The organism is Mesorhizobium sp. 131-3-5 (assembly GCF_016756575.1).
GTDB classification, from domain to species: domain Bacteria; phylum Pseudomonadota; class Alphaproteobacteria; order Rhizobiales; family Rhizobiaceae; genus Mesorhizobium; species Mesorhizobium jarvisii.
In genome coordinates this window covers 2,525,474-2,552,453 of record NZ_AP023254.1, presented here as the reverse complement: position 1 = coordinate 2,552,453, position 26,980 = coordinate 2,525,474, and the positions used below count along the sequence as shown (strand labels likewise).

Here is a 26,980-nt window from a genome sequence, read left to right as displayed (position 1 = left end):
GGATCAGGACCTGTTGTCCCGGCCTTGCGTTTCAATGGCTGCGAGCAGGTCACCGAGGTCGCTGCTGTCCCGCAAGGGCCTGATGGCGAAGCCGGGCTGGACCGCCGCCTCGCCGTCGACCAGCCAGCCCCGTGCCAGACCGGCGCGCTCTCCCGCCTGCATGTCGGCTGGCTTGTCGCCGACGATCAGCGAGCGCTGGAGATCGAGAGCAAGGCGTTTGCCCGCCTCGACCAGCATGCCCGGATTGGGCTTGCGCATCGGATGATCGGGAATGGCAAGTGGTCCGACACCGGCCTCGTGGTAGGCGCAGGCAAGCACCATGTCGACGAACATGCCCTGATCGCGCAACAGGTCGAGCACGCGGCCATTCACCGCCGCAAAGACGCTCCAGCCGAAATAGCCGCGCGCAATGCCGGACTGGTTGGTGACCACGACAACCGGGATTCCCGCCCGGTTGGCGGCCGCGATCGCCGGCAGCATCTGCGGCCTGAGCTCGATCTCGGCCGGGTCGCTGGGATAGTCGGTATCGACGTTGATGGTGCCGTCGCGGTCGAGGAACAGCGCCGGCAGATGCGGCGGGAAAACCCGGTCTCCAATCCGCTCGATCCACACGCCCGGCTCGGTCAGCGGATGTGGCGTGGCCGTCCTGTCAGCCATTGCTGAGACGCGCTTCGACCACTTCGCAGAGATGATGGTAGAGGCACAGATGCCCTTGCTGGATGACCGGCGTCGAGGTCGAGGGCACGTTGAGCAGGATGTCGCACAGCGGCTTGAGCTTGCCGCCGGTGTCGCCGGTCAGGCCGATCACCGTCATGTCCATCATCCGCGCCTGTTCGGCGGCGGCCAGGATGCTCGGCGAATTGCCGCTGGTCGAGATCGCCAGAAGCACGCCTCCGGCCGCGCCATGCGCCTCGACCTGGCGCGAGAACACCGTGTCGAAGCCGTAATCATTGCCCCAGGCCGTCAGCACCGCTGCATTGGCCGGCAGCGCGATGACATTGTAGGCCTTGCGCTCCTTGAGGAAGCGGCCGACCAGTTCGCCGGCGATGTGGATGGCGTCGCTCGCCGAACCGCCATTGCCGGCGATCAACAAGGCCTTGCCCGACGAGAGCGCCGTCACCACGGCGTTCGCCGCCCGCTCCATCTCGCCGGTCAGGTCACGCTCGACCATCGCCGTGATCGCGGCCGCCGAGCGGGCCAGATAGTCGTTCAGTTCAGACATCAAAACCTCAGCTTGTAGAGCCGGCGCGCAATTTGCCGATGGTGCCGGTGGTGCTCTTGCCGGCGACGAGATCGACCAGCACGACGCGCCCGCCGGCCTTTTGCACCACATCGGCGCCGACCACGGTGTCGATCGTATAATCCGCGCCCTTGACCAGGATGTCGGGCAGCAGCGCCTCGATCAGCGCCAGCGGCGTGTCCTCCTCGAAGACAACGACGGCATCGACCGAGGCAAGGGCGGCAAGCACGCAGGCGCGGTCATGCTGGTCGTTGACCGGGCGGCCCTGCCCTTTCAGCCGCCGCACCGAAGCATCGCTGTTGAGGCCGAGCACCAGCCGGTCGCACTGGCTGCGCGCCGCGTGCAGCAGGCTGACATGGCCGGCATGCAGAATATCGAAGCAGCCATTGGTGAAGCCGACGCTCAGGCCCTCTTCCTTCCAGGCCGCCACCATGCGCGCGGCCGACGAGGCATCGAGGATGGCATCCTTGTGGGCGGTCGGTCCGTGCGAGCGAAACAGCGCGCCCGTAAGCTCCTCGACCGTCAGCCGCGCGGTGCCGCGCTTTCCCACCACGACGCCGCCGGCTGCATTGGCGATCGAGGCCGCCGCGACCGGATCAGCCCCCGATGCAAGCGCCAGCGCGAACGTCGCGATCACCGTATCGCCGGCGCCCGAGACATCGAACACTTCGCGCGCCTGGGTAGCGATATGGCGCGCCTCGTCCGGGCCCACCACGCTCATGCCCTTTTCGCTGCGCGTGGCGACGACGAAGTCGAAACCATGCGCCGAAATCAGTTCGCGCGCCGCAGCCACGATCTCGTCATCGGCGAACACCGCATGGCCGACGGCCTCGCCAAGCTCCTTGCGGTTGGGGGTGATGGCGGTCGCGCCGGCATAGCGCGCATAGTCGCGGCCCTTGGGATCGACCAGCACCGGCTTGCCGGCCTGGCGGCAGATGGCGATGAGTTCGGCGGCGACGCCGTCGAGCAGGATGCCCTTGCCGTAATCGGACAGGATGACGATGTCGGCCCCCGTCAGTGCCGCGCGGAAATGCCGGATCAGCCCTGTCCGCTCTGTCTCGTGCAGCGGCTTGATCTCTTCCTCGTCGAAGCGCAGCACCTGCTGGTTGAGCGCGCTGAAGCGGCTCTTCGACGAGGTCATGCGGCCGCGCTGCTGCGAAAGTCCCGCTGTCTCGGCGCCAAGCTCGCCGAGCATGCGCACCAGGCTGTCGCCGGCGGTGTCCGTGCCGATCACCGAAACCGGGATGGCCCGCGCGCCAAGCGAGACGATGTTGGCCACGACATTGCCGGCGCCGCCCATGGCCGAGGTCTCGCCGCGCCCATGCAGCACGGGAATCGGCGCCTCCGGCGAAATCCGCTCGATGACGCCGTTGACGAAGCGGTCGAGGATAAGGTCGCCGACCACCAGCACGGTGACGCCGCCAAAGCGGGCAATGGCTCGATGCAAGGGTTCGGGAGAAGGCGGATTGTGCTTGATCATATCACTGGCAACGCGCGGGGAAAAACAGTCGCTGAAACATATAGGGTGTCGGCTGGCGGTCGTTCATGCCTGCCGATATACCGCAATTCGAACCGGCGCAACGGCGGCGCCGCGTCAGGTCTTCTGCAGGGCAACGTGGACGCCGAGCCCGACCAGCACGGCCCCACCAGCCCGCTGCATCAGCCGCTGCGCCCGGCTCGATCGCCGCAGCCGGCCGATGACGAGGCCGGCCAGGAACACGCAGACGATGTCGGCCGAGGAGAACATCAAATTGACGATGGTGCCCAGCACTACGAATTGCAGCCACACCGGCAAGGCCGCCGAGGCATCGATGAACTGCGGCAGGAACGCCATGAAGAAGATCGCGGTTTTCGGATTGAGCACCTCGACGGTGATGCTCTCGAAAAAGGCGCGGCGGGCCGATTTGCGCTCGATGGCGGGCAGCGCCACGTCGCCCTCAACACGCTTGCGAAACAGCGAGACACCGAGCCAGATCAGATAAAGCGCGCCGACCAGCTTGACCGCCATGTAGAGCGGCGGCACGGCATGGAACAGCACCGACAGGCCCGCGGCGGCGGCAAAGACATGGACATAACCGCCGAGATGGATGCCAAGTGCCGCCGTCAGGCCCGACCAGCGCCCGCGCGCCATCGTCTGCGCCGCCGCATAAAGCATGGCCGGACCGGGGATGTAGGCGAAGATCGCCGTGGTGGCGAAGAACGCGATGAGCAGTTCGGTCGACGGCATTTTTGTCCCTCATGATCGGTGCTGACTGAGCGGAAGCTTTGCGGCGCCACTGTGACGCCTGCACCTGCTTTGTCGACAGCCCGGCTGGCCTCCCTTATAAGGACCGGAATCGCAAGCAACCAGAGGCCTTCATGATCATCGTCACGGGCGGCGCCGGCATGATCGGCTCCAACATCGTCGCCGCGCTCAATGCCGAAGGCCATGACGACATCCTCGTCGTCGACGATCTCACCGACGGCCACAAGATCGCCAATCTCGCCGATTTGAAAATAGCCGACTATCTCGACAAGGATGACTTCCTGCCGCGCATCGAGGCCGGGTCGCTCGGCCGCGTCGAGGCCGTGTTCCACCAAGGTGCTTGCTCGACCACCACCGAGTGGAACGGCAAGTTCATGATGGAGGTGAATTTTGCTTATTCGAAGCGGCTGCTGCATGCCTGCCAGGCGTTGCGCGTGCCTTTCCTCTACGCCTCCTCGGCTTCCGTCTATGGCGGCGGTTCCGAGTTTCGCGAGGATCCGGCGCTGGAGCGGCCGCTCAATGTCTATGCCTATTCGAAGAAACTGTTCGACGACTATGTCAGGCGCACCGTCTTCGACACCGATCATTCGCAGGTCGCCGGCCTGCGCTATTTCAACGTCTATGGCCCGCGCGAGGCGCATAAGGGCGTCATGGCCTCGGTCGCTTTCCATCTGTTCAACCAGGTCGAGCGCGGCGAGAATCCGAAACTGTTCGGCGCCTATGACGGTTTCGGCCCCGGCGAACAGAGCCGCGACTTCATCCATGTCGGCGATGTCGCCGACGTCAATCTGTGGCTGTGGAAGCGAGGCGCGAACGGCATCTTCAACTGCGGCACCGGCCACGCCCAGCCGTTCCGCGCTATCGCCGAAACCGTCATCGACACGTTGGGCAAGGGCGAGATCGAGTTCATCCCCTTCCCCGACCACCTCAAGGGCAGCTACCAGAGCTTCACGCAAGCTGATATGTCCCGTTTGCGCGCGGCCGGTTACAACGGCCAGTTCCGGACAGTGGAAACCGGTGTCAGAGACTATGTCGAATGGCTGAAAGCCCAACGATCCTCGTGATCGGCCCACGCTGGGTGGGCGACATGGTGATGGCGCAGTGCCTGTTTTCGGCGCTGAAAGAGCTCCATCCCAACGCCGCGATCGACGTGCTGGCGCCGGCCTGGGCGGCACCGCTGGTCAAGCGCATGCCCGAGATCCGCCAGCAGATCGATTTCCCGCTGAAGCCCGGCGCGCTCGAATTCACCCATCGCCGCCGCTTCGGCCGCCTGCTGCGCGGCCGCTACGACATGGCTTATATCCTGCCCGGCAGCTGGAAATCGGCGCTGATCCCCTTCTTTGCCCGCATTCCGCGCCGTGTCGGCCATCTGCGCGAGATGCGCTATGGCCTTTTGACCGACATCGTGCCGCTGCCGGACGCCGTGAAACGGCGCACCGCGCAGGCCTATTTCAGCCTCGCCAAGGGCGGCAGTTTCCGCGCGCCCCATCTGACCGTGGATGCCGGCAACCAGGCCGCCCTGCTCGATCGTTTCGGGCTGGCGCCGCAGAAATTCGCGGCCCTGATGCCTGGCGCCGAATTCGGCCCGGCCAAGCGCTGGCCGAGCGAAAGCTATGCCGGCCTTGCCCGCGAATTCATGGATAAGGGATTGAAGATCGCCCTGTTCGGTTCGAAGAACGACCGCGACGTCACCGCGGAGATCGCGGCCCTTGCTCCCGGCGTCGTCGACCTCGCCGGCCAGACGCGTCTGGAGGATGCCATCGACCTGATCGCAGCGGCAAGGCTGGCGGTCTCCAACGACAGCGGGCTGATGCATGTCGCGGCGGGCGTCGGCACGCCGATAGTCGCCGTCTACGGCTCGACCTCGCCCGAAAACACGCCGCCGCTGGCGGAACGGCGCGAGTTGGTCTGGCTGCACCTCTCCTGCTCGCCCTGCCACCAGAAGGTCTGCCCGCTCGGCCATCTCAACTGCCTGAAGACATTGGAAGTCGGGCAGGTCGCGGCGGCGGCGGAGCGGCTGCTGGAAATCCCGGCCGCGGCATGAAGGTCCTGATCGTCAAGACATCGTCCATGGGCGATGTCATCCACACCTTTCCGGCCGTCGAGGATGCCAGCCTGCACCGGCCCGACGTATCCTTCGACTGGTGCGTCGAGGAGGCGTTTACCGGCATCGTCGCCCTGCACCCGGCGATCGGCAGGATCCACACGGTGGCCATCCGGCGCTGGCGCAAGGCGCTGTTGAAGAGCAGCACCTGGCGCGAGGCTGCCGCGCTGCGCCGAACCTTGCGCGAATGCCGCTATGATCTGGTCATCGACGCACAGGGCCTGTTGAAATCGGCCCTGGTGGCGCGCCAGGCGCGCGCACCGATCGCCGGCTTCGACCGGTCGAGCGCGCGCGAACCCTCGGCCACGCTGTTCTACGACGTCACCTACGGCGTGCCGCGCGACCTGCACGCCATCGAACGGACGCGGCGGCTGTTCGGGCTGGCGCTTAGCTACCAGCCCGATCTGTCGACGCTCGCTTCAGGCATCGTGCCGCCACCCGGTGCTCTCGCCGCCATCACCGGAAAGACCGCCTTCCTGCTGCACGGCACCAGCCGCGAGGACAAGAAATGGCCTGTAGAAGACTGGATCGGAACCGCCCGCCTGCTGATCAAGCGCGGCATGACACCGGTCACCACCTGGTCGAACGAACGTGAGAAGTCTGTTGCCGAAGCCATCGCCAGGGCCGTGCCGTCGACGGTCGTGGTGCCGAAATCGCCGCTGGCCGACATCGCCGCCATCCTTGGCCGCTCGACGCTGGTCATCGGCGCCGACACCGGCCTGACCCACCTGGCCAGCGCCTTCGGCCTGCCGACGGTCGCGGTGTTTTTGGCGACGGAGCCGGGTTTGACAGGCCCGCGCGGGCAGTTTGCCATGACACTGCTGGCCGCGCCTGGTGAGCGTCTGACGCCGGCTGAGGTAGTGGCGGAGGCGGACAGGCTGCTTAATCTTAAATTACAAGCGCCAGCCTAGGACCTTTTCAGAATTCGCTCTGGTGAGTCGAATAGCGGGGTTTTCGAGAACCGGAGCGGGAGCGTACTTTAAAGTACGTGAGCACCGGAAGCTCAGAAAACCGCGCTAGTCGGCCGCCAGAGTAGAATTATCAAAAGGTCCTAAATAAACTGCACCTGGACGATCTCATACCCCCTGGCACCGCCGGGCGCATTGACCTCAATGGCGTCGCCGACTTCCTTGCCGATCAATGCGCGCGCGATCGGCGAGGAGATCGAGATGCGGCCGGACTTCACGTCGGCTTCCTGGTCGCCGACGATCTGGTAGGTCTTCTTTTCCTCGGTGTCCTCGTCGACCAGCACGACGGTGGCGCCGAACTTGACCTTGTCGCCGCTGAGCTTGGTGACGTCGATCACCTCGGCGCGCGCGATCAGGTCCTCAAGTTCGTTGACACGGCCCTCATTGAGGCTCTGCGCCTCCTTGGCGGCGTGGTATTCGGCATTTTCGGACAGGTCGCCATGCGAGCGCGCCTCGGAGATCGCCTCGATGATGCGCGGCCGCTCTTCCTGCTGGCGCCAGCGCAGTTCTTCCTTCAATGACGCGAACCCCTCGCCTGTCATCGGGACCTTGTTCATGATGCCTGACCTTTCCTGCCGCCGCCCCCGCGTTTCGGGGGAGGCCTTGTCGTTGGGTACAAAAAGAAAACGGTCCGGCAGCCTCGGGCTAACGGAACCGTTTCACCGCAATTTGCCCTAATATAGCAATCTTCGCGGGTTTTTCACGCCCAAAAATCGGTTTTGCAAAAATCATCCCCGCTTTCACCTGAAGAAGCGGCGAACGAGGCGGGAGGCAACAAAAACGGCCGCGATCGCTCGCGGCCGCTTCGGTAACTCTTTGGGGGCTGATCAGCTCCGCATGAAATGCTCGATCTGCTCGGACAGCATGCCGTATTCGCGCGAGCCCTTGCCCGTGCGCTTCTCGATTTCCATCAGTTGCTGCTGGGCGCCGGCCAGGTCGCCGATCTGCAGATGCGCCTCGCCGAGATATTCGCGCACCAGCGTGTAGTTCGGGTCGATGCGCAGCGCTTCCTCGTAGTAGCCGAGGCCGACGGTGACACGTCCGGAATGGCGGTGCGAATAGCCGAGATAGTTGAGAATGCGCGGATCCTGCTTGTTGGCGGCAAGGGTGAGCACCGAGATCGCCTCGTCATAGCGCCCGGCCATCGCCAGCGCATGGCCGGCATCATAGATGCTGTCGTCATCCAGCATGCCTTCCTGGGGTGCGACGCACTTTTTCTTCTTCTTGTCCCAGACCTCTCCCTTCTTGCACTGGGTGACAGTCTGGTCGCTGCCACCACCGCTACTGCCCGCCGCGAATACCGGGACAGCGAAGAACTGCAGCGCGACAAGGGCAGTCGCGGCCTGGATCAGCATTCTTTTGTGCATCGAAGCCTCCTTGAGGGGTGAGAATGCAACACTAACGCTAAGCGTCCCGCGTTTCATCCCGGAAAAATTCACGTGGAGAACATCAGGTGACGGATGCCTGAAATCCGCTATCATCCGGGCAAACGACTGACGGAGACGGCCCGTGCAGCGGCGGCTTGAAAAGGACTGGGAACTCTCGATCGGCCCCGACACCGTGCGCCTGTTCATCCTCAAGGCCAAGGCGCTGAGTGCCGCCGTCAACGAGGACTATGCCGACGGCGCCGAACACGAGATCGAGTTCGACGGCGATACGCACGACAATCATCACCATGACGGCCTTGCCGAGGAAAGCTCGGAAAACCTGACCGAAGAGGAACTGCGCGAGCTGATCAACGACCTCAATGTCGATGAAGCCGCCGAACTGGTCGCGCTCGCCTGGGTCGGCCGCGGCGACTACGACGCCTCGGAATGGGTGGATGCCGTGACGGCGGCGCGCGAACGCGCCAACAAGCGCACGGCCAAGTACCTGCTTGGCATGCCGCTGCTCGCCGACTGGCTGGAGGAAGGCCTCGAAGCGATCGGCGCGTAACGCCGCGGTAACCGATTGTGATCGACGGAAAGCGTCCGTCCAGGCAACTTCAGCATGCTGGCGCCGTTTCGGAGCGATGGCAACGCTGAGCTTTTCCCGACTTTGCATCTTGGCGCTGCCTCTGGCGGCCGCGGTTCTGCTGGCGACGCCGGCCGACGCCAGACATCGTCACAGGCATTACCAGCCGCTGTCCCCTCGGATGGATCAGTCGTCGACGCAGCGTCTGGACCAGCCATTGAGGCCGAAAAGCAAGCACCGCGGCAGATCACGCGGCAAGCAGCAGATCGCGCCAAAGCAGACGCCGCAGGAAACGCAGGAGCAGCAGGCCTCGCCCGCCCAGGTGCCAGTGCCCGAGCCGCGTCCCACGGACGCGCCAAAGGCCGACGCCGCACCGGCGCAGGGGCAAAAGACGGAAGTTCCAAAGGCCCCGGACGCCTCAAAACAGCTCAATGAGGAAAAGTCTCGTCAGGCAAAGCAGGCACATACCGAGCCGTCAGCCCCCGAACCTTCGTCCCGAGAGCCGTCAACCGAAACGGAAAGCGAGCCGGAGCCGCCAGCCGAGGTGCCGATCCCGACACAAAGGCCCGAAACTACGGAACCAGAGGTTGGGCCTCCTGCCGTAGCCCCGCAGCCGCCGCCAAAACCGGCGGATGCCGGCGATGAGAAAATGCTTCCCGATCCGCGCTCGGCCGACCGGCCCGGAGAAAAGATGCCCCCCGAGGAAGTCGCCTGCCGCGATCGGCTGAAGGCGCTCGGCGTCGAATTCGAGGAGCACAGTGCGGAAAGCAATCCCGAAATCGGCTGCTCCATCCCCTACCCCCTGGTGCTGAAGCGCCTTGGCAAGTCGATCGCCATCGCACCCGGCACCGAGCTCAACTGCCCGATGGCCGAAGCGGCGGCGCGATTTGCCGCCGACGTCATCCAGCCGGCGGCGAAAACCGAACTCGGCGCCGACCTCAAATCGATCGGCCAGGCATCGGCCTTCGTGTGCCGTCCGCGCCACGGCACCAGGAAACTGTCCGAGCACGCCTTCGGCAATGCGCTCGACATCGCCAGCTTCACCTTGTCCGATGGCAGAAAGGTCGAGGTCGGCCCAACACCGCCTGAAAAGGACGCCAAATTCCTCAACGCGGTGCGCAAGGCCGCCTGCGGTCCATTCAAGACCGTGCTCGGACCGGGCGCCGACGCCGACCACGCCTTGCACTTCCACCTCGATCTCGAACCGCGCAGGCATGGCGGCACGTTCTGCCAGTAGGTCCTCAAGGATCGCCGCCGCATTTCCGCCGCAGACGTGAACGCGCTCGCTGAGTTTTCCTTTACCCTTGATCGTTAAAATGCCGGATATCCGACCATGATCCTGAAAAGTGGAAACCGGTTTTCGGAAAAGATCATGGTCAGGCAAAAGGTAGAACCTGATCGGGATCAGGTTCGGGGACAGGATTCCGCCAATGGCCGGCAAATTTCGCGCCGTGTTTTTCGCCACCGCGCGCCGATCGAAACCCGCGACGCTGCTGGCCGCCGGCCTTACCCTCGCGGCGGTTTCGGCCTGCAACACCGGCAGCGTGCTGTCGCTGCAGCCGGCGGTCGATGTCGGCGCGCAAACCGCGGCCGTGCCGCAATATACCGGCATGCAGCGGCTTGTTCCGTCCAATCCCTACATGACGCAGGCCGCCTACCCGCGCATGGATGAGCCGATGTCGCCGGTCGAGCAGATACCGGCCAGCGAAGTCGACTGCCGCCAGCAGTTGAAGCGCCTCGATGTCGCCTATACCGACCTCGCGCCGATCCGTGAAGGCCAGTGCGGCATCGACTATCCCGTAAAAGTCACGGCCATCGGCAGTGTCGAGATGAAGCCCGCCGCGACGCTGACCTGCGACATGGCCGCCACCTTCGCCGCCTGGACGAAGAACGAACTCGTTCCCTCCGCCCGCTGGCGCTACTTCTCCGGCGTCAAGACCATCCACCAGGGCTCGAGCTATTCCTGCCGCAACATCGCCGGCGAAGGTGTTTTGTCCGAGCACGGCAAGGGCAACGCGCTCGACGTGATGAGCATCGAGCTCAACAATGGCGACGACATCGACGTGCGCAAGCCCGGCCTGTTCGCCTTCCGCACGCGCGGTTTCCTCAACAATGTGCGCGCCGACGGCTGCCAGTATTTCACCACCGTGCTCGGGCCCGGCTACAATTACGACCACCGCAACCATTTCCACTTCGACATCAAGAACCGCAGGAACGGTTACCGCGCCTGTCGCTAGCAGATGATCAGTCAGGCCCGGCGCCAGCGGTGGTAGCGATGATGTGCCGTGCCACCAGATCCTGGACGCGCCAGAGATTCCGGTCGTGGATACCGCTTTCCTCCAGCTTGGCGACGGTCCTGAACAGATATTGCGCCGACGAGCCCCAATGTCCGGCGGCCCGCGCCAGCGTATCCGCAACCTGCTCCGGCGGCAGCCGTCCCGCATAGGCCCTGCCATCTGGCGCGGCGACGAAGGCCAGGGCGCGCAGCGGACCGTCCCTCGTCCGGACCTTGATCCAGCGCGGCACGTTGGTTGGCGGGTTGGCATCGATCTCGCGGCGCATCAACTGGCCGAGTTGCCCGAAATGATCTTCCACCGGCAGCCGGTAAACAATGCCGTTGCAACTGCCACCACGGTCGAGAGCCAGCATCAAGGCAGGCAACTCGCGGGTCCCACGCCAGCGGGTCAGTTTCAGACAGAATGAGCGGTGCCACCCTGGCGCCGTGGCCGGGCGCTGCTCGACAGGAACGAATTCAGGATTCCAGATCAGCGAGCCGTAGGCAAACACCCACAGCGCTTCAGGCCGGTATTGCGACAGGAGTTGCTCGACAAGGCCGTCGAACTCCGCGTCGGTATGCTCGGCTGTTCCAGGCTCGGGGCCGGGATCCGGTTCGATGCGCTCGACCCTCGCGACAAGGTCGGCGGTCAACGCCATCGGTCCGCGGCTTGTCGGTTTCCCCTTCATTCCTGCCCCCGCGCAAAAACGATGGCTGACAATAGACCGGCTGCGCATTCCTGGCCATTGATTTCCAAAGGCTGTCAGGCAACAGATACCGTACGGATCGAGCCTTCTTCATGAGCCAACGAAGCCTTCGGCGACGCGCGACAATCTGGCTGGCGTCCTTGCTGGCCGCTTATCTGGCGCTTGCCTATGTCGCGGCGCCGGAATTCTGGACATTCCGGGAGCGCGGCTTTCGCGACCAGCGCTTCGAAATGCTGACGCACACGCCGCAAGGCATTCCTGGCGACCCGATCAATGTCGGCCTTGTCGGCACCGAGAGGGAGGTGGTCCATGCCTTCGCCATTGCCGGTTGGGACACTGCTGACGCCGTCACCTTGAGAACGGCGATCGACATCGGCGAAAGTGTGTTGTTTTCCCGCCCCTATCCCGATGCGCCGATGAGCCGCCTGCTGTTCGAGGGACGCGCCCAGGATCTCGCTTTCGAAAAGCCGGTGGGCGACAGCGCCGACCGGCGCCATCACGTCCGTTTCTGGCAGACCGATACGGTCGGCGACGATGGCCGCCCGCTCTGGCTGGGTGCCGCCAGCTTCGATCGCGGCGTCGGCCTCAGCCACGACACTGGCGCCATCACCCATCATATCGGTCCCGATATCGACGCCGAACGCGACTTCCTGATCGGCGACCTCAAGGCTGCCGGCCAGCTGGCATCGACCAGCGACATGGCCGGGATCGGCGCCACCAGGACCGGCCGCAACGGCGGCGGCGACCCCTATTTCACCGACGGCAAGGCAATCATCGGCGTGCTGAAGCAGCCGCAGTGAAATGTACCTTAAGAGAGGGCCGTGGTCGGAAGCGGTCTAACAATGCATGGTCCGTGCGACGCCGCGTAACCGTACCGCTTCATCAGCCCGAACTGTCATTTTCTAAAAATGCTGCCGGACTATTTTCGAGCGACCCGTCGCAATGCTATTGAGCCCTCATGCTATACGTCGAAATCGCTATCGTGGTCGTCCTCATTTGTGTGAACGGCCTTCTGGCAATGTCCGAACTCGCCATCGTTTCATCGCGCCCGGCACGGCTCAAGGCGATGATCGACCGTGGTGTCAACGGCGCCGGCCGGGCGCTGGATCTTGGCTCCAATCCCGGCAAGTTCCTGTCCTCGGTGCAGATCGGCATCACGCTGGTCGGCGTGCTTTCCGGCGCCTTTTCCGGCGCCACGCTGGGCGACCGGCTGTCCGTGTTCCTGGCCACGACCGGCATGCGCGAAAGTGTCGCCGATCCGCTCGGCGTCGGCATCGTCGTTGCCATCATCACCTATTTCTCGCTGATCGTCGGCGAACTGGTGCCCAAGCAGATCGCGCTACGCGATCCCGAGCGCGTCGCCGCCCGCGCTGCCCCAGCCATGACCATCCTCGCCACCGTCTCGGCGCCCCTGGTGTTCCTGCTCGACATTTCCGGCCGCGCCATATTGTGGCTGCTCGGCCAGCGCGGCGAAAGCGAGGAGAAGGTCACCGACGAGGAAATCAAGATGCTGGTCGCCGAGGCCGAGCATCACGGCACCATCGAATCCGACGAGCGGCGCATGATCGCCGGGGTCATGCGGCTTGGCGACCGCGCCGTGCGCGCGGTGATGACGCCGCGCACCGAGGTCGACTGGATCAACCTGCAGTCCGACGACACGACGATCCGCAAGCTCCTCATGGAAACCCAGCATTCGCGCCTGCCGGCGGGTGACGGCGGCGTCGATGTGATGGTCGGCGTCGTCCAGACGCGCGACGTGCTGGCCGCGATCCTTGCCGGCCGCACGCTCGACCCGCGCAAGCATGTGCGCGCCGCGCCCATCGTCTACGACCAGGCCGACGCGCTCGACGTGCTGCACAAACTCAAGGAATCCGACGTGCCGATGGCGCTGGTGCATGACGAATACGGCCATTTCGAAGGCATCGTCACGCCGGCCGATATTCTCGAAGCCATCACCGGCGTGTTCCGCGCCGACCTCGATGCCGGTGACGAGGAAAACGCCGTCAAGCGCGAGGACGGCTCATGGCTGCTCGCCGGCTATATGCAGGCCGACGAGATGGCCGAGATTCTGGGCTTCGACCTGCCCGAAAACCGCGACTACGAGACCGTTGCCGGCTATGTGCTGTCGCATATGCACCGCCTGCCGGCGACAGGCGAATGCGTCGACGCGCAAGGCTGGCGCTTCGAGGTGGTCGACCTCGACGGCCGCCGCATCGACAAGCTGATCGCCACCCGCCTGCCCGGCACCCACCGCGAGGCGGTGCGGTGATTGTCTGAATGTCGGCTTTGCACCATGGCGGTCATTGACGGTTGGCCGGCGGATTGCGCGGCCGGCTGCAACTACCGCTCCGTGAACGCGCGAGCGAAGGAATCGAGCATCGGCCGCGCCAGATACTCGAAGAAAGTCCGGTCGCCAGTGCTAATGAACGCCTCGACCGGCGTTCCGGGATAAAGCTGCTCGGGCTTCACGCCGGGCGGCAGGTCGGCGGCAATCCTGAGTTTGACGCGGAAATAGGGCTCGTGCGTCGCCTCGTCGACGAGCCGGTCCGCGGAAATTTGCGCCACGGTGGCTGAAACCTCGGGGGTGAGCCGCATGTTCAAGGCGGACAATCGCAGTTTCGCCGGCTGGCCGACACGGACCTGATCGACGTCTTTCGGCCGCAGCCTTGCATCGACAATCAGACCCGGTGCCGTAGGCAGGATCTCCATGATCTTCTCACCGCGGGCAATCACGCTGCCCTTGGCATTGTAGGTCGAGGACACCACGATGCCCGCGGCCGGTGCCTTGATCGTCGTCCGCCGCAGCACCGCCTCGGCCGCCCTGATCTGTTCCTCGATGTCGGCCAGGTTGGAACGAACCTCGTCCAGCTTCGTCAGCGCCTCCTCCACGCGTTGCGTGGTCAGGCGCTCGATCTGCTCCTGGGCTTCGACGATCTGGGTGTTGACCGCCGCCAGATTGGCTTCCAGCGCCCCGGCCTGCCCGACGAGATCGGCCTCGCTGCGCAAAAGCTGCGAGTATTCGGTACGATTGGTGAGGCCCTTGTCCAGCAGGCTTGTCTTGATGCCGAGTTCCTTCTTAACGATTTCGGCTTGTTGCCGAACGGCCTCTTTCTGGGACTGCAATCCCACCACGGACTGCCGATGCATCGCCAGTCGTTGGGCGAGGATCGATTGTTCCGATCGGAAGCGGGCGAGTCTGGCGTCGAATTCCTTTTGCTGTTCTCGGATCAGGGCTTCGAAATCGGCCTGGAGCGATGCCGGCGCCGGTTTGGTGATCGGCGCGAGCCTGTCCAACCCGTCGCGTTCCGCCTCCAGCCGCGCCGCAGCCGCCCTGAGCGCGATCGACTGTCTCGTCAGCCGGTTGAGCTCGGCCTGCGCGGCTGTCGGATCCAGCACGATCAGATCCTGGGCCTGTTGCACGCGATCGCCGTCATGGACCAGCAACGCCTCGATGATGCCGCCGTCGGGATGCTGGATCAGTATGTTGCCGCCGGTCGCCGAGATCGTGCCTTGCGTCATCACCGCTCCGGATAAGGGTGCGCTGACGGCCCAATAGCCAAAGCAACCCACCAACAGCGCCGTTGCCGCGTATCCGGCGAATGCCACGCGTCTTATGTTGGTACGCGGGCTGCCCTCCCAGGCGAGGCTCTGCACCACCATCATCTACGACCCAAAACGGATGTTATGCGTGCGGATCGTCGTGGCGAATGACCCTGTCACCACCGTATTCGGCTGCGTGGGAAGGCCCTTGCCAACGACCGAATGCCGCAGCACCTCGCTGCTTGGGCCGAAGGCTTCGATCGTGCCGCCGCGCAGAAGCATCACGCGGTCGCAGGACGCGGCAATCGAAGGGCGATGCGTGATCACGACCATCGTGACGCCGGCCGCCTTCGCGGCGGCGAGTACCGCCTCGAGCGCCGCCTCGCCGGTGCCGTCGAGATGAGTGCTGGGCTCGTCCAGGACGAGAATTCTGGGATTGCCGTAGAAGGCGCGCGCCAGCCCGATCCTCTGGCGTTCACCGCCCGACAGCGTTCTGTCCGACGGGCCTATCAATGTCTGGTAGCCGTCCCGCTGCGCCAGGATCAGCTCATGCGCCTCAGCCCGCCCTGCTGCCTCGATGATCGCGGCGTCATCCGCATCGGGGTCGAAGCGGGCGACGTTTTGCGCGATCGATCCTGGAAAGAGCTCGACTACCTGCGCGAGGTAGCCGACATGCTTTCCGAGCTGGTTTTCGTCCCAGGTCCTGAGGTCGGCGCCGTCGATCCTGACGGCACCGCCGGTCGGCCGGGCAGCACCGACAAGCAACCGCGCCAGCGTCGATTTGCCGGCGCCGCTCGGGCCGACGATGGCCAACGCTTCGCCGGCGCCGATTTGGAAGTTCAGCCGCTTGAGGATGGGTTCGGTGCCGGGCTGCGCATTCGGCGCCATGAAGAAGACGTCCTGCACGGAAATCGCGCCTGCCGGATCGGGCAGGAGCAGTTTGCGCGCTTCAGCCGGACGCGCCGCAAACGCCGTCTCAAGCCGTTTCCACGCCCGCCGGGCGTCGGCGATCTGCCGCCAGGCGCCGATCAACTGGTCGAGCGGCTGCAGCGCGCGCGACGACACCAGCGAGGAGGCGAAGATCATGCCTGCCGTCATCTGCCCCTTGAGCACCAGCCATGCGCCGGCGCCCAGGATCGCCAGTTGCAGCATCATGCGCAGCGCCCGCGAGGCGCCGCTGAAGATCGCATTGGCACTCGAGGAACGGTCATGCAAGGTGAGCGCTGCCGCCACGTGCCGTCCCCAGACCCGCGCGGCGTTCTCCACCATGCCCATGGCGCGCAGCGTCTCCGCATTGCGGGCAAATGCCTGTTCCGCCTGGCTGGCCAAGGCCGAACGCTCCGCGGACAAGGCGTCGTTCCTGCCGATGGCAAGCTGGTTGGCCACGACCAGCAAAAGCAGAAGCGCCGCGCCGGCGACCGTCACCCAGAACAGCACCGGATGGATGAGATAGAGCAAGGCGAGGAAGACAGGGGCGAAAGGCAGGTCGAACAACACCGCCACGCCGCGCGACCTGATGAAGGCGCAGACCGAGGCGAGGTCGCGCAGCGGCGACAGGCCGCCGGCATATTTCGCGCCAAGCGAAACGGCGAATGTGCTGGCGCCCAGTTTCTGGTCGAGGGTCGCCGCAACGCGTTGCGTGTAAACGGCGCGGATCGCGTCCAGAAGCCCGAGGAAAGCGAGCGTGAGAACCGCAATGGCCGAAAGATAGACAAGCGTCTCGACGCTGGAGGACGGTAGCACGCGGTCATAGACCTGCAGCAGGTAGAGCGGAATCACCAACAGCAGGACGTTGATCAACAGCGAGAAGACGCCGACATCGGCGATGGCGCGCATGAAGACCGGACGCAGGCCAGCCGGTCCAGTCATTTCCACATTCCCCGACACTGCATGTTCCCGAGACCTTACGCGTGGCCCCCGAACTCGGAGCCGCCGTGCGCCAAGCTGTTGCTGTGCGTTGCAGTGCTGTGCTGGGCGGTGCTGGTGATGTTCAGGGCGTTTGCCGGCGCATTGTCCAGCGTATAGGCGCGGACATAGTCGATCTTCATCTCGGCCGGCGTGGCCAGATGATCCGGAGGGGTGCCGGCCAAGCCGCCGACCGCAAGATCGACCAGCATGTACATGGGCTTGTTCATGTCGGACGGCGTCGCCGTTTCCGCGACCTGCACGCCGTCATAGGTCCAGACGAGCTTGTCCGGCGTCCAGAGCAGGCCATAGGTGTGGAAGCCGTCGGGGTTCGAGACACTCACTATCGACGTGACCTTGGTGTGCGTCCCCGTTTCATTCGAGTGCGCCGTCATGATCAATGAGTTCGGGGCCTGGCCGATCGTCTCCACGACATCGAGTTCCGGCGGCCATGAACCGTCTTCCGGAAGCAGCCAGAAGGCCGGCCAGGCGCCGGCGTGCTCCGGCAGATCAGCCCGTATTTCGAAATAGCCATAGGTCTGCGAGAAGGAATCGTGGGTCGTCAGGATGCCGGAGGTGTATTCGTAATTGTTGATCAGCGGCTTGATGTCCGCCGGCGCCTGCGCCGCGGTGATGGTGAGCACGCCGTTGTTCACGCTGAACGGATGGACGGAACTCGTCGGTGCGTAGTTGGCGTCGATATACCATTGCAGCTCGTTGTTGCTGCTCAAGGTGCTGCCATTCGGCGCTCCCCACCAGAAGTTGGAATCCCACGTGCCGCCCTGGCTATTGTGAAGGTTCAGCGTGTTGAAATCGTCGCTGAAGGAGAGCTGCATCCCGGATTTGTCGATCGGCAATTCGAACTGGCTGGGCTGCAGCTTGTCGATGGTCGTGTCCTTGAACGCGAGGATCTCGCCGGACCCGAGGTTCAACAGCACGTTCGATCCCGCCTGGATCATGCTTGAGTGGATGGCGTCGAACGACGTGAACCCATAGCCATTAAGGCGGACCGTATCGGTGGCGGCAAAATTCGCTATCAGGTCGCTTCCGTTGCCTTTCGAGACGATGAAAGTGTCGTAACCGCCGCCACCATCGATCAGCACATCGTTTCCCGCGCCGCCGTCCAGAGTCTGGTGCCCGGCCTTGGCGGTGATGATGTTGTCCAACCCATTTCCGAAAGCATAGTTGTTGGCGTTTGTGACGACGAGATTCTCGACGTTGTCGGGGAGCTTATAGCTCATCCATGTGCTGATCGTGTCGATGCCTGCCCCAACGGCTTCCGCCACCTTGTTGCCCGCCGCATAGAGGTAATAGATGTCATCGCCTGTGCCTCCGTGCATGGTGACGTTGACACCGGATGCTCCGTAGAATGAGTCGTTTCCGGAGCTGCCATACAGGTCCGGCCCGGACCCTGCCGCAGAGTACCAATGGTTGGAAGCGCCGCTATAGGGAAGAGGAACGCCTAGGGCATTGACGAAGAAGCTCATCGGATAAATCCTCCTCGTGATGCCTGGCCTGCTCGGATCGCTCGATACGAGTTCCAGGCGACCGCATCCGGACCAAAATTGCCATGCACGATACCGTTCCAGGAACTTGCCACATAGTTCACCATGACATCGACCGTTGAGTGACGTTTTCCGGGACTGGAAGCACAACAACCCGACGAATGGTCTACAGGCCGTAATTCGACCGGCGAAATATTTAATAAAATTTTACAATAGGCGCGGATCTACTTGCAAAAGCGCTCCCTGCTTTTGACAGGGTCGTGCGATTTCCGCTTTGGCAACAATGCGACGACACGCCGGGATGGCACTTCCCCTCAAACCGCGACTTCGATCGGCTCGGCAAGTCTGGGATTGGAGCGCGCGGCGATCAGGCAGCTGGCCACGATGAGGCCGGCTCCCGCCAGCGTGGTCCAGGTCACCGCCTCGTCAAAGAAGAACCAACCGAGCGCGATCGCCCAGATGAAGGCCGAATATTCGGTCGGGATCAGATATTGCGCTTCGGCCCGCGCATAGGCCCAGCTCATCAGGAATTGGCCGGCGAGCGACAGAGCCGTCACCCCGGCAAGCGGAAGCCAAAGATTGCCGGGCAGCGCAATAGCGAGCCAGGGCGCGGCAAGACCAAGCATGACCGCGACACAAAGGTTCTGGAACAGTATGATCTCGATTGGCTTGGCCAGCATCGCCTGTCGCCGCGCGAGGATCAGATTGTAGGCATAGAACACCGTCGAGACCAGCACCGCAGCGGTGCCGAGCAGCGCATCGCCGGCATAGGTCTTCTGCCCGAACTGGCCCGCCACGATGATTGCGACGCCCGCAATGCCGGCGAGCGACGCCCAGATCGCCTTGCGCTGTATCCTTTCGCCCAGAAGCAGCGCGGCCAGCAGGAGCGCGAACAGCGGCGCCACGAAACTGAGCCCGACCGCCTCCGCCAGCGGCAGCCTTGCAAGCCCCCAGAAGAATGACAGCAGGACAATACCGACAACCACCGCGCGCAGCGCATGCAGCCTCAGCACCGAGGCGGCGGGAAGCGAGCGCGGCCCCGCCAGCCAGCCAGTGCCGGCGACCAATGTCGCCAGCATGCTGCGCCACAGCACCGTGTTGTAAACGCCGACCGCGATGACCAGCACCTTCATCGCCGCATCCATGCCGGACAGAAGGAAGATGCCGAAGGCGCAGACGAGCACCGGGATCGTGGGGGAAACGGCGCCGGCCAGGCTGGATGATTTCACGCGGGCTTTCTCGATGACGGATGCAGCTGACATATCAGGGCAAAAGGACGGGGCCAGATGGCAGCCCCGACCATATGGCGGTCCAACCGGTCACCCAAGGCAGCCCTTTCAACTTGTCCGGTCCTGCCGCCGGCTCCGACCGGTCGAGCCGCAAGTGAACATGCCGACATCCTGCTTTGTCATTGTCGTTGCAGGGCTTGACGATCACTAATAAGCGATGCTAAGTACCAGTACTCATCAACACTGAGTAGCATGAAGAGGTATTCCATGGGCAAGCAGATGACGGAGATGCTCAAGGGCACGCTGGAGGGGATCATTCTCGCGATCCTGTCCGCGCGGCGCGCCTATGGCTACGAGATCACGGCGCTGTTGCGAAATCAGGGCTTCTCGGACATCGCCGAAGGCACCGTCTACGCCCTGCTCGTCAGGATCGAGCAAAAGGGCCTCGTCGACGTGGAGAAGATCCCGTCCGAGAAGGGCCCGCCCCGCAAGGTGTACTCGATCAACGCCCGGGGACGGGACTACCTCGAAGAGTTCTGGAGGACGTGGACCTTCCTCGCGGAACGGCTCGAACAGCTCAACACGGAAAGGAAATAGACATGGTCACAGGATGGATCGAGAAGATCACAGGGTCGATCGAGCAGAAGAAGCGCTACCGGCAGTACAAGGCGCGCACGGAAAAGCTTCCGGCGAACTATCGCGCGGCGATCGAGGCGCTGGACCGGTACCTCATGTATTTCGGGGCGATCACGGACGGGGACACCATGGTGTCGATGCTGGAGGATCTCGCCGACCTCTTCGAGCAGAGCGCGGCGCACGGAACCCCGATCCGCGCGATCGTCGGCGACAACCCCGTCGAGTTTGTCGAAACGTTTCTCCAGAACTACGCGGAGGGCCAGTGGATAAACAAGGAGCGGAAACGGCTGATCGACGCCATTGACCGCATCGCCGACAATGCGCCGTGACGGACATCCGCCAACGAGAGGCCGGGGAGCCGAAGCCCCGGAGCGTCTTCGGCCGACGATCAGGGATTCGAACTTTTCTTCGCACCCCTGTCGATTCCGCCGCCCCTCGTTCGTCGTATCATCGAACCAACCCAACCAAGGAGAGAGACCATGCGGTTCATGATGCTGATGATCCCCGGCGGCTACGCAGCGGCGGCGCCCGACGTCAGGCCCGACGCCAAGGGGGTGGAGGGGATGATGAAATACAATGAGGAGCTCAAGAAGGCCGGCGTGTTGCTGGCGCTCGATGGGCTGCATCCGCCGTCATCGGGCGCGCGGGTCAGCTTCAAGGGCGGCAAGCCCGTCGTCACCGACGGGCCGTTCGCTGAGGTCAAGGAAGTGCTGGGGGGCTATTGGGTCATCGACGTGCGCTCACGTGAGGAAGCCATCGAATGGGCCCGCCGCTGCCCCGCAGGGGAAAATGAGGTGATCGAGGTTCGACGCGTCTTTGAGATGAGCGATTTCCCCGAGGACGTCCAGAAGGTGGTGGAAGGCTTCAGCGAGCTGAAGGGTTGACGGCCAATAGTGCCATCGAAGCGGTTTGGCGCATCGAGCAGCCGAAGCTCACCGCCAGGCTTGCCCGCTATCTCAGGGATATCGGGCTGGCCGAGGAGGTCGCCGGCGATGCCTTCCTGCTGGCGCTGGAGCGCTGGCCCCGGGACGGCATCCCGCGCAACCCGGCGGCCTGGCTGACTGAGGTCGCCAGGAACCGGGCGCTCGACCGGCTGCGCCGCACCACCATGATCGACGGCAAGCACCGCGAACTCGCTATCGACCTCGCCGAGCTGGAGCGCGAGATGCCCGACATCGAGTCGGCGCTCGACGAGGATATCGACGATGACCTTTTGCGGCTGATCTTCACCGCTTGCCATCCCGTCTTGCCGGCCGAGCAGCGCGCAGCCCTCGCCCTGCGCCTGTTGGGCGGGCTGTCGACGCTTGAGATCGCCCGCGCCTTCCTGGTGCCCGAAGCCACCGCCGCCCAGCGCATCGTGCGCGCCAAGCGGGCACTTCGCGATGCCGCCATCGCGTTCGAGACGCCGCGCGGGCAAGAGCGGCGCGAACGCCTCGCCGCGGTCCTGGAGGTGGTCTATCTCATCTTCAACGAAGGCTACGTGGCGACCGCTGGACCGGACTGGCTGCGTGCCGATCTCTGTGGCGAGGCGCTGCGCCTTGGTCGTTCCCTGGCGGCGCTGATGCCTGATGAGCCCGAGGTGCAGGGGGTGGTGTCGCTGATGGAACTCAACGCCTCGCGTTTCCCTGCCCGCACCGGCCGGGCGGGTGAGCCGATCCTGCTGCTCGACCAGGACCGCACGCGCTGGAACTGGTCGCTTATCCGGCGCGGCCTCGACGGCCTGAACCGCGCCATGACCCTGACATCGACACCAGGCCCTTATCTCTTGCAGGCGATGATCGCCGCCTGCCATGCCCGCGCCGCGACACCAGCCGACACCGACTGGATTGCAATATCAGCCTATTATCAGGCCCTTGCCTTGGCGGCCCCCTCGCCCATCGTCGAAATCAACCGGGCGGTGGCCGTTGGCATGGCGTTCGGGCCTGCGCAGGGCCTCGCCATCGTCGAGGCGCTGAAGGACGAGCCGCGCCTGAAGGACTCGCATCTTCTGCCCACGGTGCGCGGCGATCTTCTGGAGAAACTCGGACATCAGGCGGAAGCCCGTGCCGCGTTCCGCCAGGCTGCAGAATTGACCGGCAATGACAGGGAGCGCGCGCTGCTGCTCGCCCGCGCGGGCGACTAGCTCATAGGCCTGCATCCACCGCAAGCCGGTGCGGTGGTCCACCTCAATGGGCGTCTGGCGGCGGTGCCTTCGGCGTGACGTTACGCAGGAACGGCACCAGCGCGGTCGCGATGACGAAGGCGGCCATGATCACCAGGAATGCATCGGCATAGGCCATGGTCGAAGCCTCGCGATAGGCGAGAGCCCACAGCTGCTTCAGCGAGGCGGTATGGCCATCGGCGACAGCGCCGGGTAGTTGGCCATAGCGCAGCGCGACGTTGTCGACGAGCCGCATCGCGGCCTCGTTCTGCGGCGTCAGATGCGAGGCGATCGTCAGGAAATGGAAGTTGGTGCGGTCGTTCAGGATCGCGCCGCAAATGGCGATGCCGACCGCGCCGCCGAGATTGCGCATCGTGTTGAACAGGCCGCTGGCGTATTTCAGCCGCTCGGGCGGCAGGCTGCCGAGGCCGAGATTGACGATCGGCGCCACCGCGAAGACCTGCGGGAAGCCACGGAACAGTTGCGGGATCAGCAGTTCGGCCGCGCCCCACTGGCTGGTGATGGCACTGAAACTCCACATCGACGCGCCGAAGGAGGCCAGACCGAACATCATCAGCCAGCGCGTATCGAAGCGCTTGGCGAGAAAGATGTAGACGGGAACGCCGATCATCGAGGCGACGCCGGTGGAGAACACGGCGAGCCCGGTCTGCAAGGCGTCGTAGCCCCTGACATAGCCAAGGAACAGCGGTGTCAGATAGATCGTGGCGAAGATGCCGATGCCGGTGACGAAAGACAGGAAACAGCCGATGGCGAAATTGCGGTTGCCGAAGGCGCGGAAATCGACCACCGGCTGCGAATAGGTCAGGCTGCGGATGACGAACAGAACCATGGTGATGCCGGCGACGATAGCGCCATTGCGGATGGTCGCGTCGTCGAACCAGTTCCAGCGCGAGCCCTCCTCCAGGACGTATTCCGCCGTGCCCAGGCTGACCGCCATCAGCACGATGCCGATATAGTCCGCGCCCTTCAGCAGCGACGGATCGGCCTTGTCGATCTTGACCAGAGCCGCAACCAGGATGGTGATGATGGTGCCCGGAATGACGTTGACATAGAACAGCCAGTGCCAGTTGAGCGTATCGGTGATCCAGCCGCCGATGACGGGCCCGAGCGTCGGCGCGATCGAGGCGATGCTGCCGACCACCGCGGCCGCATAGACCCGCCTCGGCCCCTGGAAATAGTGAAACGACGAGGTGAACACGGTTGGGATCATCGACGCGCCGAGCAGCCCCTGCAGCGCGCGGAACACGATCATGCTTTCGATGCTCCAGGCGAAGCCGCACAGCATGCTTGCCAGCGTGAAGCCGGCCGCCGAGATGGTGAACAGCCAGCGTGTCGAGAACACCCGTGTCAACCAGCCCGACAGCGGGATGACGATGATCTCCGCCACCAGATAGGAGGTCTGCACCCAGCCGATCTGGTCCTGCGCCGCCGACAGGCCGCCGCCAATGTCCTGCAGCGACGACGCGACGATCTGGATGTCGAGCAGCGCGATGAACATCCCCACGCACATCACCATGAACGGCAGGATGCTGGCGAAGAAGGATTGCGGGCGCTCCGACATGATGCCCTCAGTGCGCGCCGGTATCGACCGTCACGACGGTGGAGAGGCCCGGCCGCAGCGCGACCTTGTGCGCCTGGTCCGGGTCGATGGTGATGCGGACGGGAACACGCTGGACGATCTTGGTGAAATTGCCGGTCGCGTTCTGCGCCGGGATCACGCTGAAGATCGCGCCCGTCGCCGGCCCCAGGCTGCTGACATGGCCCTTGAGCGGCTGGTCGGGCGCGATGTCGGTATAGACCGTCGCCGCCTGTCCATCCGCCATGCGCCGCAACTGATCTTCCTTGAAATTGGCATCGACCCACAACCCGCTCTGCGGGACGATCGTCAGCAGATAGCTGCCCGGCGAGACATAGGTGCCGACCTGCGCCAGCCTGTTACCGATGATACCGTCGATGGGAGCGCGGATCTGCGTGAAGCCGAGATCGAGTTCAGCCGTGTCGAGATCCGCCTTTGCGGCCAGAACGGCGGCGGTCGCTTCCGATATCTGCGTGTTGAGCACGTCGAGCTGTTGCCTGGCGGCGGCAAGCCCGGCACGCGAGGCGGAAACGGAAGCCTTGGCCTGACCATCGGCGGCAAGGCTTCTCTGGGCGTCCTGCTGCGAGCCGGCCCTGGTGCTGGCCAGCACCTCATAGCGCTTGGCGTCCTGTGCGGTGAACGTCGCGGCGGCACTCTTGGCTTCGAGATCGGCCTGCGCCTGCTCGATCAGCGAATTCTGCAGCGAGATCTGGGCGCGAAGATTGTCGAGCGCCGATTGCTGCTGCTGGACGGAAGCCCGCGCACGCTCCACCGCCGCCTTGAACGGCCGGTCGTCGATGCGGATGATGAGTTGGCCGGCGTCGACATGCTGGTTGTCCTCGACCAGGATCTGATCGATATGCCCGGCAACACGTGGCGCCAGCGGCGTGACATTGCCGCCCACATAGGCATCGTCGGTCGACATCAGGAACCGGCCGGCCTGCCACCACTGAAAGCCATACCAGCCGGCGACGCCGATGGCGATCGCGGCGCCGAGCATGACGAACGGCTTGCGGCGGCTTTTGGCGGGCGCGGGGATCTGGACGGCGGATGGCTGCGCCGGCTGCAGCTCGGCGGCGGAGAGAACCTTGTTCATTTGCCCCGCGCCTCTTCACGGCTTTGATCGACATTGTCGATGAGCGGCAGGCCCGAACCCTCCGTGCTGAAGCGATAGCGCTGCCGCATGCGGTCGGTGGCCCGGGGGGCTGTCGCCATGGTGAAGCCCTCGCCGTCGAGTTCTCGACCGGTCTGGCGGTCGACCAGCACGGGCTCGGCCCAGCGCCCGTCCGCCCTGTCCACCACCACAAGGCTCGGGCCTTCGGGCGCCAGATGCTTGTTGCCCCAGGCGAGCAGCGAAAGCAGCACCGGTCGGAAATCGCGCGCCTTGGCGGTTAGCACATATTCATGGCGCAGCGGCCGCTCGCAGTAGGCGCGCTTTTCGAACAGGCCGCGCTCGACCAGGCTGTTCAGCCGGCGCGTGAGAATGTTGGGCGCGATCTCCAGGCTCTTCTGAAATTGGTCGAAGCGCGTCAGCCCCTGGAACGCGTCCCTGAGCAACAGGATGCTCCACCATTCGCCCACATCGTCGAGACTACGCGCTATGGGGCACGGGCGAGTTTCGAAGCTTGTTTTTGCAACCATGGCCGGAAGTCTCTTTCAAAATGAAAGTGACACATAGCCAAGTTAGTTGCATTATGCAAGTCACTCGGGCGTGATCGGGGGAACGAGTGCAGATCGGGGAAATGAGATAGGCCCAAGGGGTAGTGGCGCCGCCGCCAAATCATGGCTGCGGCGCTGGAGAACGCAGCGCGACGTGCCGTCGGGGTGAGTTGATAAAGTCCTCTCCCGCTTGGCTGCTCGATGGCCTCTCCAGGGAATAATACCGTCAGGGCACCAGCACGACCTTGCCGGTCGAGCGTCGCTCATCCAGCAGCCGGTGCGCCTCGCCGGCATGGCCGAGCGGGAACCGGCCACCGATCGCGACCCGCAACCGGTCGCTCGCCGCCAGCTGGAACAGTTCCGACAGGCTCGCCCGCAACACCTGCGGCGACAGCAGCGGCAGCAGCGCGAAACCCCTCAGCGACTGGTTACGGCCGATCATGGCTTCCAGATCGGAAGGTTCGAGCCCATAGCGGCCGAGTGCAGCGAACACCAGTTCGCCGCCGGGCGCCAAAGCCTGCAGTGACAAAGCCGTCAGCGCGCCGCCAACCGTGTCGTAGATGATGTCTGCACCCTCCCCGCCTGTCAGCGCGCGGACGCGCGCGGGCCAGTCCGATCCGATGTAATCGACGGCGGCATCGGCGCCGAGCGACAGAGCAAGCTCGATCTTGCCCGCGCCGCCGGCGGCCGCGATCACCTTGGCCGCGCCCTTTGCCCTAGCAAGCTGGACAAGCAGCGATCCGACGCCACCGGCAGCGGCAGGCACCAGCACCGTCCTGCCCTCAGGCGGGCTCTGGCGCGGCAAATGCAGTGCCGTCAGCCCCTGCACCATCAGCGCTGTCGCTTCCTCGAAAGAGACGTCATCCGGCAGCGGCACGGTCAGATCGGCTGATATCGTGAGCTGCTCGGCATAGCCGCCATAAGGGCGCTGCGAGGCAAACAGCGGCGCCGCGACACGTCTCCCCAGAAGCGCAGCATCCACGCCTTCGCCGACGGCCTCGACGATACCAGCCACTTCCACGCCGGGAAACATCGGCAGTTGCGGCGTCACCGCGTAGCGGTCCGCGCGCATCAGCACCTCGAAGAAGTTGATGCCGGCGGCGTGAACGCGGACCAGCACCTCGCCGGCCTGCGGGACCGGCGCCGGCAGCTCGACGATCTCGAGCACCTCGGGGCCGCCGAAGCGGCTGAATTGAACGGCTTTCATGGCAAACTCCGATCGCACTGGCATCGGCGGTGGTTTGCCACTATCTGCGAGCCCGCGACTACACACTCAT

At 64.4% G+C, this 26,980-nt stretch carries 27 protein-coding genes; 12 read left to right on the top strand and 15 right to left on the bottom strand.

Annotated features, from left to right (window positions below):
- Positions 1–3: 3 nt before the first annotated feature.
- The 4 genes from gmhB to JG747_RS12375 form a co-directional block, all read right to left on the bottom strand.
- Positions 4–657: a D-glycero-beta-D-manno-heptose 1,7-bisphosphate 7-phosphatase gene (gmhB, locus tag JG747_RS12390; RefSeq protein WP_019860546.1), complete on the bottom strand. Its 654-nt coding sequence runs from the start codon at positions 655–657 to the stop codon at positions 4–6.
- Positions 650–1,222, bottom strand: coding sequence for a D-sedoheptulose-7-phosphate isomerase (locus JG747_RS12385; protein ID WP_019860547.1), 573 nt, complete (start codon positions 1,220–1,222; stop codon positions 650–652). Before JG747_RS12385 ends, gmhB begins: the two co-directional genes overlap by 8 nt.
- Positions 1,223–1,229: 7 nt before the next feature.
- On the bottom strand, positions 1,230–2,720 hold the full coding sequence (gene rfaE1 / locus JG747_RS12380; RefSeq protein WP_019860548.1) for a D-glycero-beta-D-manno-heptose-7-phosphate kinase: 1,491 nt from the start codon (positions 2,718–2,720) through the stop codon (positions 1,230–1,232).
- Between the two features lie 114 nt (positions 2,721–2,834).
- Complete coding sequence (locus JG747_RS12375) at positions 2,835–3,467, bottom strand: LysE family translocator (protein WP_019860549.1); 633 nt, start codon at positions 3,465–3,467, stop codon at positions 2,835–2,837.
- A 131-nt stretch (positions 3,468–3,598) separates the two neighbouring features.
- On the opposite strand from JG747_RS12375, the gene rfaD reads away from it, so the two are divergent.
- Genes rfaD through waaC form a run of 3 tightly spaced genes read left to right on the top strand, consistent with a single transcriptional unit; the run spans position 3,599 to position 6,500 of the window.
- A complete protein-coding gene (gene rfaD / locus JG747_RS12370; RefSeq protein WP_038648977.1) occupies positions 3,599–4,549 on the top strand; it encodes an ADP-glyceromanno-heptose 6-epimerase in 951 nt (316 codons plus the stop codon).
- Positions 4,522–5,529 (top strand): lipopolysaccharide heptosyltransferase II, encoded by a 1,008-nt coding sequence (gene waaF, locus JG747_RS12365; protein ID WP_202361860.1) that lies wholly within the window; start codon positions 4,522–4,524, stop codon positions 5,527–5,529. Before rfaD ends, waaF begins: the two co-directional genes overlap by 28 nt.
- Positions 5,526–6,500, top strand: a complete 975-nt coding sequence (gene waaC / locus JG747_RS12360; protein ID WP_038648980.1) for a lipopolysaccharide heptosyltransferase I — start codon at positions 5,526–5,528, stop codon at positions 6,498–6,500. Before waaF ends, waaC begins: the two co-directional genes overlap by 4 nt.
- A 140-nt stretch (positions 6,501–6,640) precedes the next feature.
- Here waaC and greA read toward each other — a convergent pair whose 3' ends face one another.
- Both greA and JG747_RS12350 read right to left on the bottom strand, forming a co-directional pair.
- Positions 6,641–7,114, bottom strand: a complete 474-nt coding sequence (greA, locus tag JG747_RS12355) for a transcription elongation factor GreA (RefSeq protein ID WP_008877613.1) — start codon at positions 7,112–7,114, stop codon at positions 6,641–6,643.
- Between the two features lie 270 nt (positions 7,115–7,384).
- Positions 7,385–7,924: a tetratricopeptide repeat protein gene (locus JG747_RS12350; RefSeq protein ID WP_038648984.1), complete on the bottom strand. Its 540-nt coding sequence runs from the start codon at positions 7,922–7,924 to the stop codon at positions 7,385–7,387.
- Between the two features lie 142 nt (positions 7,925–8,066).
- On the opposite strand from JG747_RS12350, the gene JG747_RS12345 reads away from it, so the two are divergent.
- The 3 genes from JG747_RS12345 (at position 8,067) to JG747_RS12335 (ending at position 10,747) form a co-directional block, all read left to right on the top strand.
- The gene (locus tag JG747_RS12345) at positions 8,067–8,492 is read left to right on the top strand and encodes a DUF3775 domain-containing protein (RefSeq protein ID WP_019860553.1); all 426 of its coding nucleotides are present in this window, start codon (positions 8,067–8,069) and stop codon (positions 8,490–8,492) included.
- Between the two features lie 199 nt (positions 8,493–8,691).
- Positions 8,692–9,747 (top strand): extensin family protein, encoded by a 1,056-nt coding sequence (locus JG747_RS12340; RefSeq protein WP_202362271.1) that lies wholly within the window; start codon positions 8,692–8,694, stop codon positions 9,745–9,747.
- Positions 9,748–9,940: 193 nt separating this feature from the next.
- A complete protein-coding gene (locus JG747_RS12335) occupies positions 9,941–10,747 on the top strand; it encodes an extensin-like domain-containing protein (RefSeq protein WP_019860555.1) in 807 nt (268 codons plus the stop codon).
- Between the two features lie 7 nt (positions 10,748–10,754).
- Here the strand turns inward: JG747_RS12335 and JG747_RS12330 are convergent, their stop codons facing one another.
- The gene (locus JG747_RS12330) at positions 10,755–11,474 is read right to left on the bottom strand and encodes a gamma-glutamylcyclotransferase (RefSeq protein WP_020629006.1); all 720 of its coding nucleotides are present in this window, start codon (positions 11,472–11,474) and stop codon (positions 10,755–10,757) included.
- A gap of 110 nt (positions 11,475–11,584) precedes the next feature.
- Here JG747_RS12330 and JG747_RS12325 point away from each other — a divergent pair, with 110 nt between their 5' ends.
- Complete coding sequence (locus JG747_RS12325) at positions 11,585–12,292, top strand: LssY C-terminal domain-containing protein (protein ID WP_202361859.1); 708 nt, start codon at positions 11,585–11,587, stop codon at positions 12,290–12,292.
- A 158-nt stretch (positions 12,293–12,450) separates the two neighbouring features.
- Positions 12,451–13,761, top strand: a complete 1,311-nt coding sequence (locus JG747_RS12320) for a hemolysin family protein (RefSeq protein ID WP_202361858.1) — start codon at positions 12,451–12,453, stop codon at positions 13,759–13,761.
- A gap of 71 nt (positions 13,762–13,832) precedes the next feature.
- On the opposite strand, the gene JG747_RS12315 is transcribed toward JG747_RS12320, so the two are convergent.
- From JG747_RS12315 to JG747_RS12300, 4 genes are all read right to left on the bottom strand, one after another.
- Positions 13,833–15,152, bottom strand: a complete 1,320-nt coding sequence (locus tag JG747_RS12315; protein ID WP_064981635.1) for an HlyD family type I secretion periplasmic adaptor subunit — start codon at positions 15,150–15,152, stop codon at positions 13,833–13,835.
- 3 nt (positions 15,153–15,155) lie between these two features.
- Positions 15,156–16,901 carry a type I secretion system permease/ATPase gene (locus JG747_RS12310; protein ID WP_019860561.1) on the bottom strand — a complete coding sequence of 582 codons (1,746 nt, stop codon included), beginning with the start codon at positions 16,899–16,901 and terminating at the stop codon, positions 15,156–15,158.
- A gap of 35 nt (positions 16,902–16,936) precedes the next feature.
- On the bottom strand, positions 16,937–18,424 hold the full coding sequence (locus JG747_RS12305) for a family 16 glycosylhydrolase (protein WP_202362270.1): 1,488 nt from the start codon (positions 18,422–18,424) through the stop codon (positions 16,937–16,939).
- Between the two features lie 332 nt (positions 18,425–18,756).
- Positions 18,757–19,704 carry a DMT family transporter gene (locus JG747_RS12300; RefSeq protein WP_202361857.1) on the bottom strand — a complete coding sequence of 316 codons (948 nt, stop codon included), beginning with the start codon at positions 19,702–19,704 and terminating at the stop codon, positions 18,757–18,759.
- 234 nt (positions 19,705–19,938) lie between these two features.
- Between JG747_RS12300 and JG747_RS12295 the strand changes: the two genes are divergently transcribed.
- From JG747_RS12295 to JG747_RS12280, 4 genes are all read left to right on the top strand, one after another.
- Positions 19,939–20,268, top strand: coding sequence for a PadR family transcriptional regulator (locus JG747_RS12295; RefSeq protein WP_019860564.1), 330 nt, complete (start codon positions 19,939–19,941; stop codon positions 20,266–20,268).
- Between the two features lie 2 nt (positions 20,269–20,270).
- Positions 20,271–20,636: a DUF1048 domain-containing protein gene (locus tag JG747_RS12290; protein ID WP_019860565.1), complete on the top strand. Its 366-nt coding sequence runs from the start codon at positions 20,271–20,273 to the stop codon at positions 20,634–20,636.
- Between the two features lie 150 nt (positions 20,637–20,786).
- Positions 20,787–21,191 (top strand): YciI family protein, encoded by a 405-nt coding sequence (locus JG747_RS12285; RefSeq protein ID WP_019860567.1) that lies wholly within the window; start codon positions 20,787–20,789, stop codon positions 21,189–21,191.
- On the top strand, positions 21,188–22,429 hold the full coding sequence (locus tag JG747_RS12280; protein WP_019860568.1) for an RNA polymerase sigma factor: 1,242 nt from the start codon (positions 21,188–21,190) through the stop codon (positions 22,427–22,429). Before JG747_RS12285 ends, JG747_RS12280 begins: the two co-directional genes overlap by 4 nt.
- A 43-nt stretch (positions 22,430–22,472) precedes the next feature.
- Here the strand turns inward: JG747_RS12280 and JG747_RS12275 are convergent, their stop codons facing one another.
- The 4 genes from JG747_RS12275 to JG747_RS12260 all read right to left on the bottom strand — a co-directional run bounded on the left by JG747_RS12275 (position 22,473) and on the right by JG747_RS12260 (position 26,910).
- A complete protein-coding gene (locus JG747_RS12275; RefSeq protein ID WP_202361856.1) occupies positions 22,473–24,029 on the bottom strand; it encodes a DHA2 family efflux MFS transporter permease subunit in 1,557 nt (518 codons plus the stop codon).
- Positions 24,030–24,036: 7 nt separating this feature from the next.
- Entirely contained in the window at positions 24,037–25,140 is a 1,104-nt protein-coding gene (locus JG747_RS12270; RefSeq protein WP_019860571.1) for an HlyD family secretion protein, read from the bottom strand.
- Positions 25,137–25,685: a winged helix-turn-helix transcriptional regulator gene (locus tag JG747_RS12265; RefSeq protein ID WP_027047284.1), complete on the bottom strand. Its 549-nt coding sequence runs from the start codon at positions 25,683–25,685 to the stop codon at positions 25,137–25,139. Before JG747_RS12265 ends, JG747_RS12270 begins: the two co-directional genes overlap by 4 nt.
- Positions 25,686–25,929: 244 nt before the next feature.
- Positions 25,930–26,910 (bottom strand): quinone oxidoreductase family protein, encoded by a 981-nt coding sequence (locus JG747_RS12260; protein ID WP_202361855.1) that lies wholly within the window; start codon positions 26,908–26,910, stop codon positions 25,930–25,932.
- Between the last annotated feature and the right edge of the window lie 70 nt (positions 26,911–26,980).

What these genes read in the sequence shown, in the direction of transcription:
- JG747_RS12270 (WP_019860571.1), bottom strand. Translation starts at nt 25,140, where the DNA reads ATGAACAAGGTTCTCTCCGCCGCCGAGCTGCAGCCGGCGCAGCCATCC.
- JG747_RS12350 (WP_038648984.1), bottom strand. Translation starts at nt 7,924, where the DNA reads ATGCACAAAAGAATGCTGATCCAGGCCGCGACTGCCCTTGTCGCGCTG.
- gmhB (WP_019860546.1), bottom strand. Translation starts at nt 657, where the DNA reads ATGGCTGACAGGACGGCCACGCCACATCCGCTGACCGAGCCGGGCGTG.
- JG747_RS12295 (WP_019860564.1), top strand. Translation starts at nt 19,939, where the DNA reads ATGGGCAAGCAGATGACGGAGATGCTCAAGGGCACGCTGGAGGGGATC.
- JG747_RS12310 (WP_019860561.1), bottom strand. Translation starts at nt 16,901, where the DNA reads ATGACTGGACCGGCTGGCCTGCGTCCGGTCTTCATGCGCGCCATCGCC.
- JG747_RS12305 (WP_202362270.1), bottom strand. Translation starts at nt 18,424, where the DNA reads ATGAGCTTCTTCGTCAATGCCCTAGGCGTTCCTCTTCCCTATAGCGGC.
- rfaE1 (WP_019860548.1), bottom strand. Translation starts at nt 2,720, where the DNA reads ATGATCAAGCACAATCCGCCTTCTCCCGAACCCTTGCATCGAGCCATT.
- JG747_RS12290 (WP_019860565.1), top strand. Translation starts at nt 20,271, where the DNA reads ATGGTCACAGGATGGATCGAGAAGATCACAGGGTCGATCGAGCAGAAG.
- JG747_RS12335 (WP_019860555.1), top strand. Translation starts at nt 9,941, where the DNA reads ATGGCCGGCAAATTTCGCGCCGTGTTTTTCGCCACCGCGCGCCGATCG.
- JG747_RS12330 (WP_020629006.1), bottom strand. Translation starts at nt 11,474, where the DNA reads ATGAAGGGGAAACCGACAAGCCGCGGACCGATGGCGTTGACCGCCGAC.
- JG747_RS12340 (WP_202362271.1), top strand. Translation starts at nt 8,692, where the DNA reads ATGGATCAGTCGTCGACGCAGCGTCTGGACCAGCCATTGAGGCCGAAA.
- waaC (WP_038648980.1), top strand. Translation starts at nt 5,526, where the DNA reads ATGAAGGTCCTGATCGTCAAGACATCGTCCATGGGCGATGTCATCCAC.
- JG747_RS12265 (WP_027047284.1), bottom strand. Translation starts at nt 25,685, where the DNA reads ATGGTTGCAAAAACAAGCTTCGAAACTCGCCCGTGCCCCATAGCGCGT.
- JG747_RS12300 (WP_202361857.1), bottom strand. Translation starts at nt 19,704, where the DNA reads ATGTCAGCTGCATCCGTCATCGAGAAAGCCCGCGTGAAATCATCCAGC.
- JG747_RS12315 (WP_064981635.1), bottom strand. Translation starts at nt 15,152, where the DNA reads ATGGTGGTGCAGAGCCTCGCCTGGGAGGGCAGCCCGCGTACCAACATA.
- JG747_RS12375 (WP_019860549.1), bottom strand. Translation starts at nt 3,467, where the DNA reads ATGCCGTCGACCGAACTGCTCATCGCGTTCTTCGCCACCACGGCGATC.
- JG747_RS12385 (WP_019860547.1), bottom strand. Translation starts at nt 1,222, where the DNA reads ATGTCTGAACTGAACGACTATCTGGCCCGCTCGGCGGCCGCGATCACG.
- greA (WP_008877613.1), bottom strand. Translation starts at nt 7,114, where the DNA reads ATGAACAAGGTCCCGATGACAGGCGAGGGGTTCGCGTCATTGAAGGAA.
- waaF (WP_202361860.1), top strand. Translation starts at nt 4,522, where the DNA reads ATGGCTGAAAGCCCAACGATCCTCGTGATCGGCCCACGCTGGGTGGGC.
- JG747_RS12260 (WP_202361855.1), bottom strand. Translation starts at nt 26,910, where the DNA reads ATGAAAGCCGTTCAATTCAGCCGCTTCGGCGGCCCCGAGGTGCTCGAG.
- JG747_RS12285 (WP_019860567.1), top strand. Translation starts at nt 20,787, where the DNA reads ATGCGGTTCATGATGCTGATGATCCCCGGCGGCTACGCAGCGGCGGCG.
- JG747_RS12275 (WP_202361856.1), bottom strand. Translation starts at nt 24,029, where the DNA reads ATGTCGGAGCGCCCGCAATCCTTCTTCGCCAGCATCCTGCCGTTCATG.
- JG747_RS12320 (WP_202361858.1), top strand. Translation starts at nt 12,451, where the DNA reads ATGCTATACGTCGAAATCGCTATCGTGGTCGTCCTCATTTGTGTGAAC.
- rfaD (WP_038648977.1), top strand. Translation starts at nt 3,599, where the DNA reads ATGATCATCGTCACGGGCGGCGCCGGCATGATCGGCTCCAACATCGTC.
- JG747_RS12325 (WP_202361859.1), top strand. Translation starts at nt 11,585, where the DNA reads ATGAGCCAACGAAGCCTTCGGCGACGCGCGACAATCTGGCTGGCGTCC.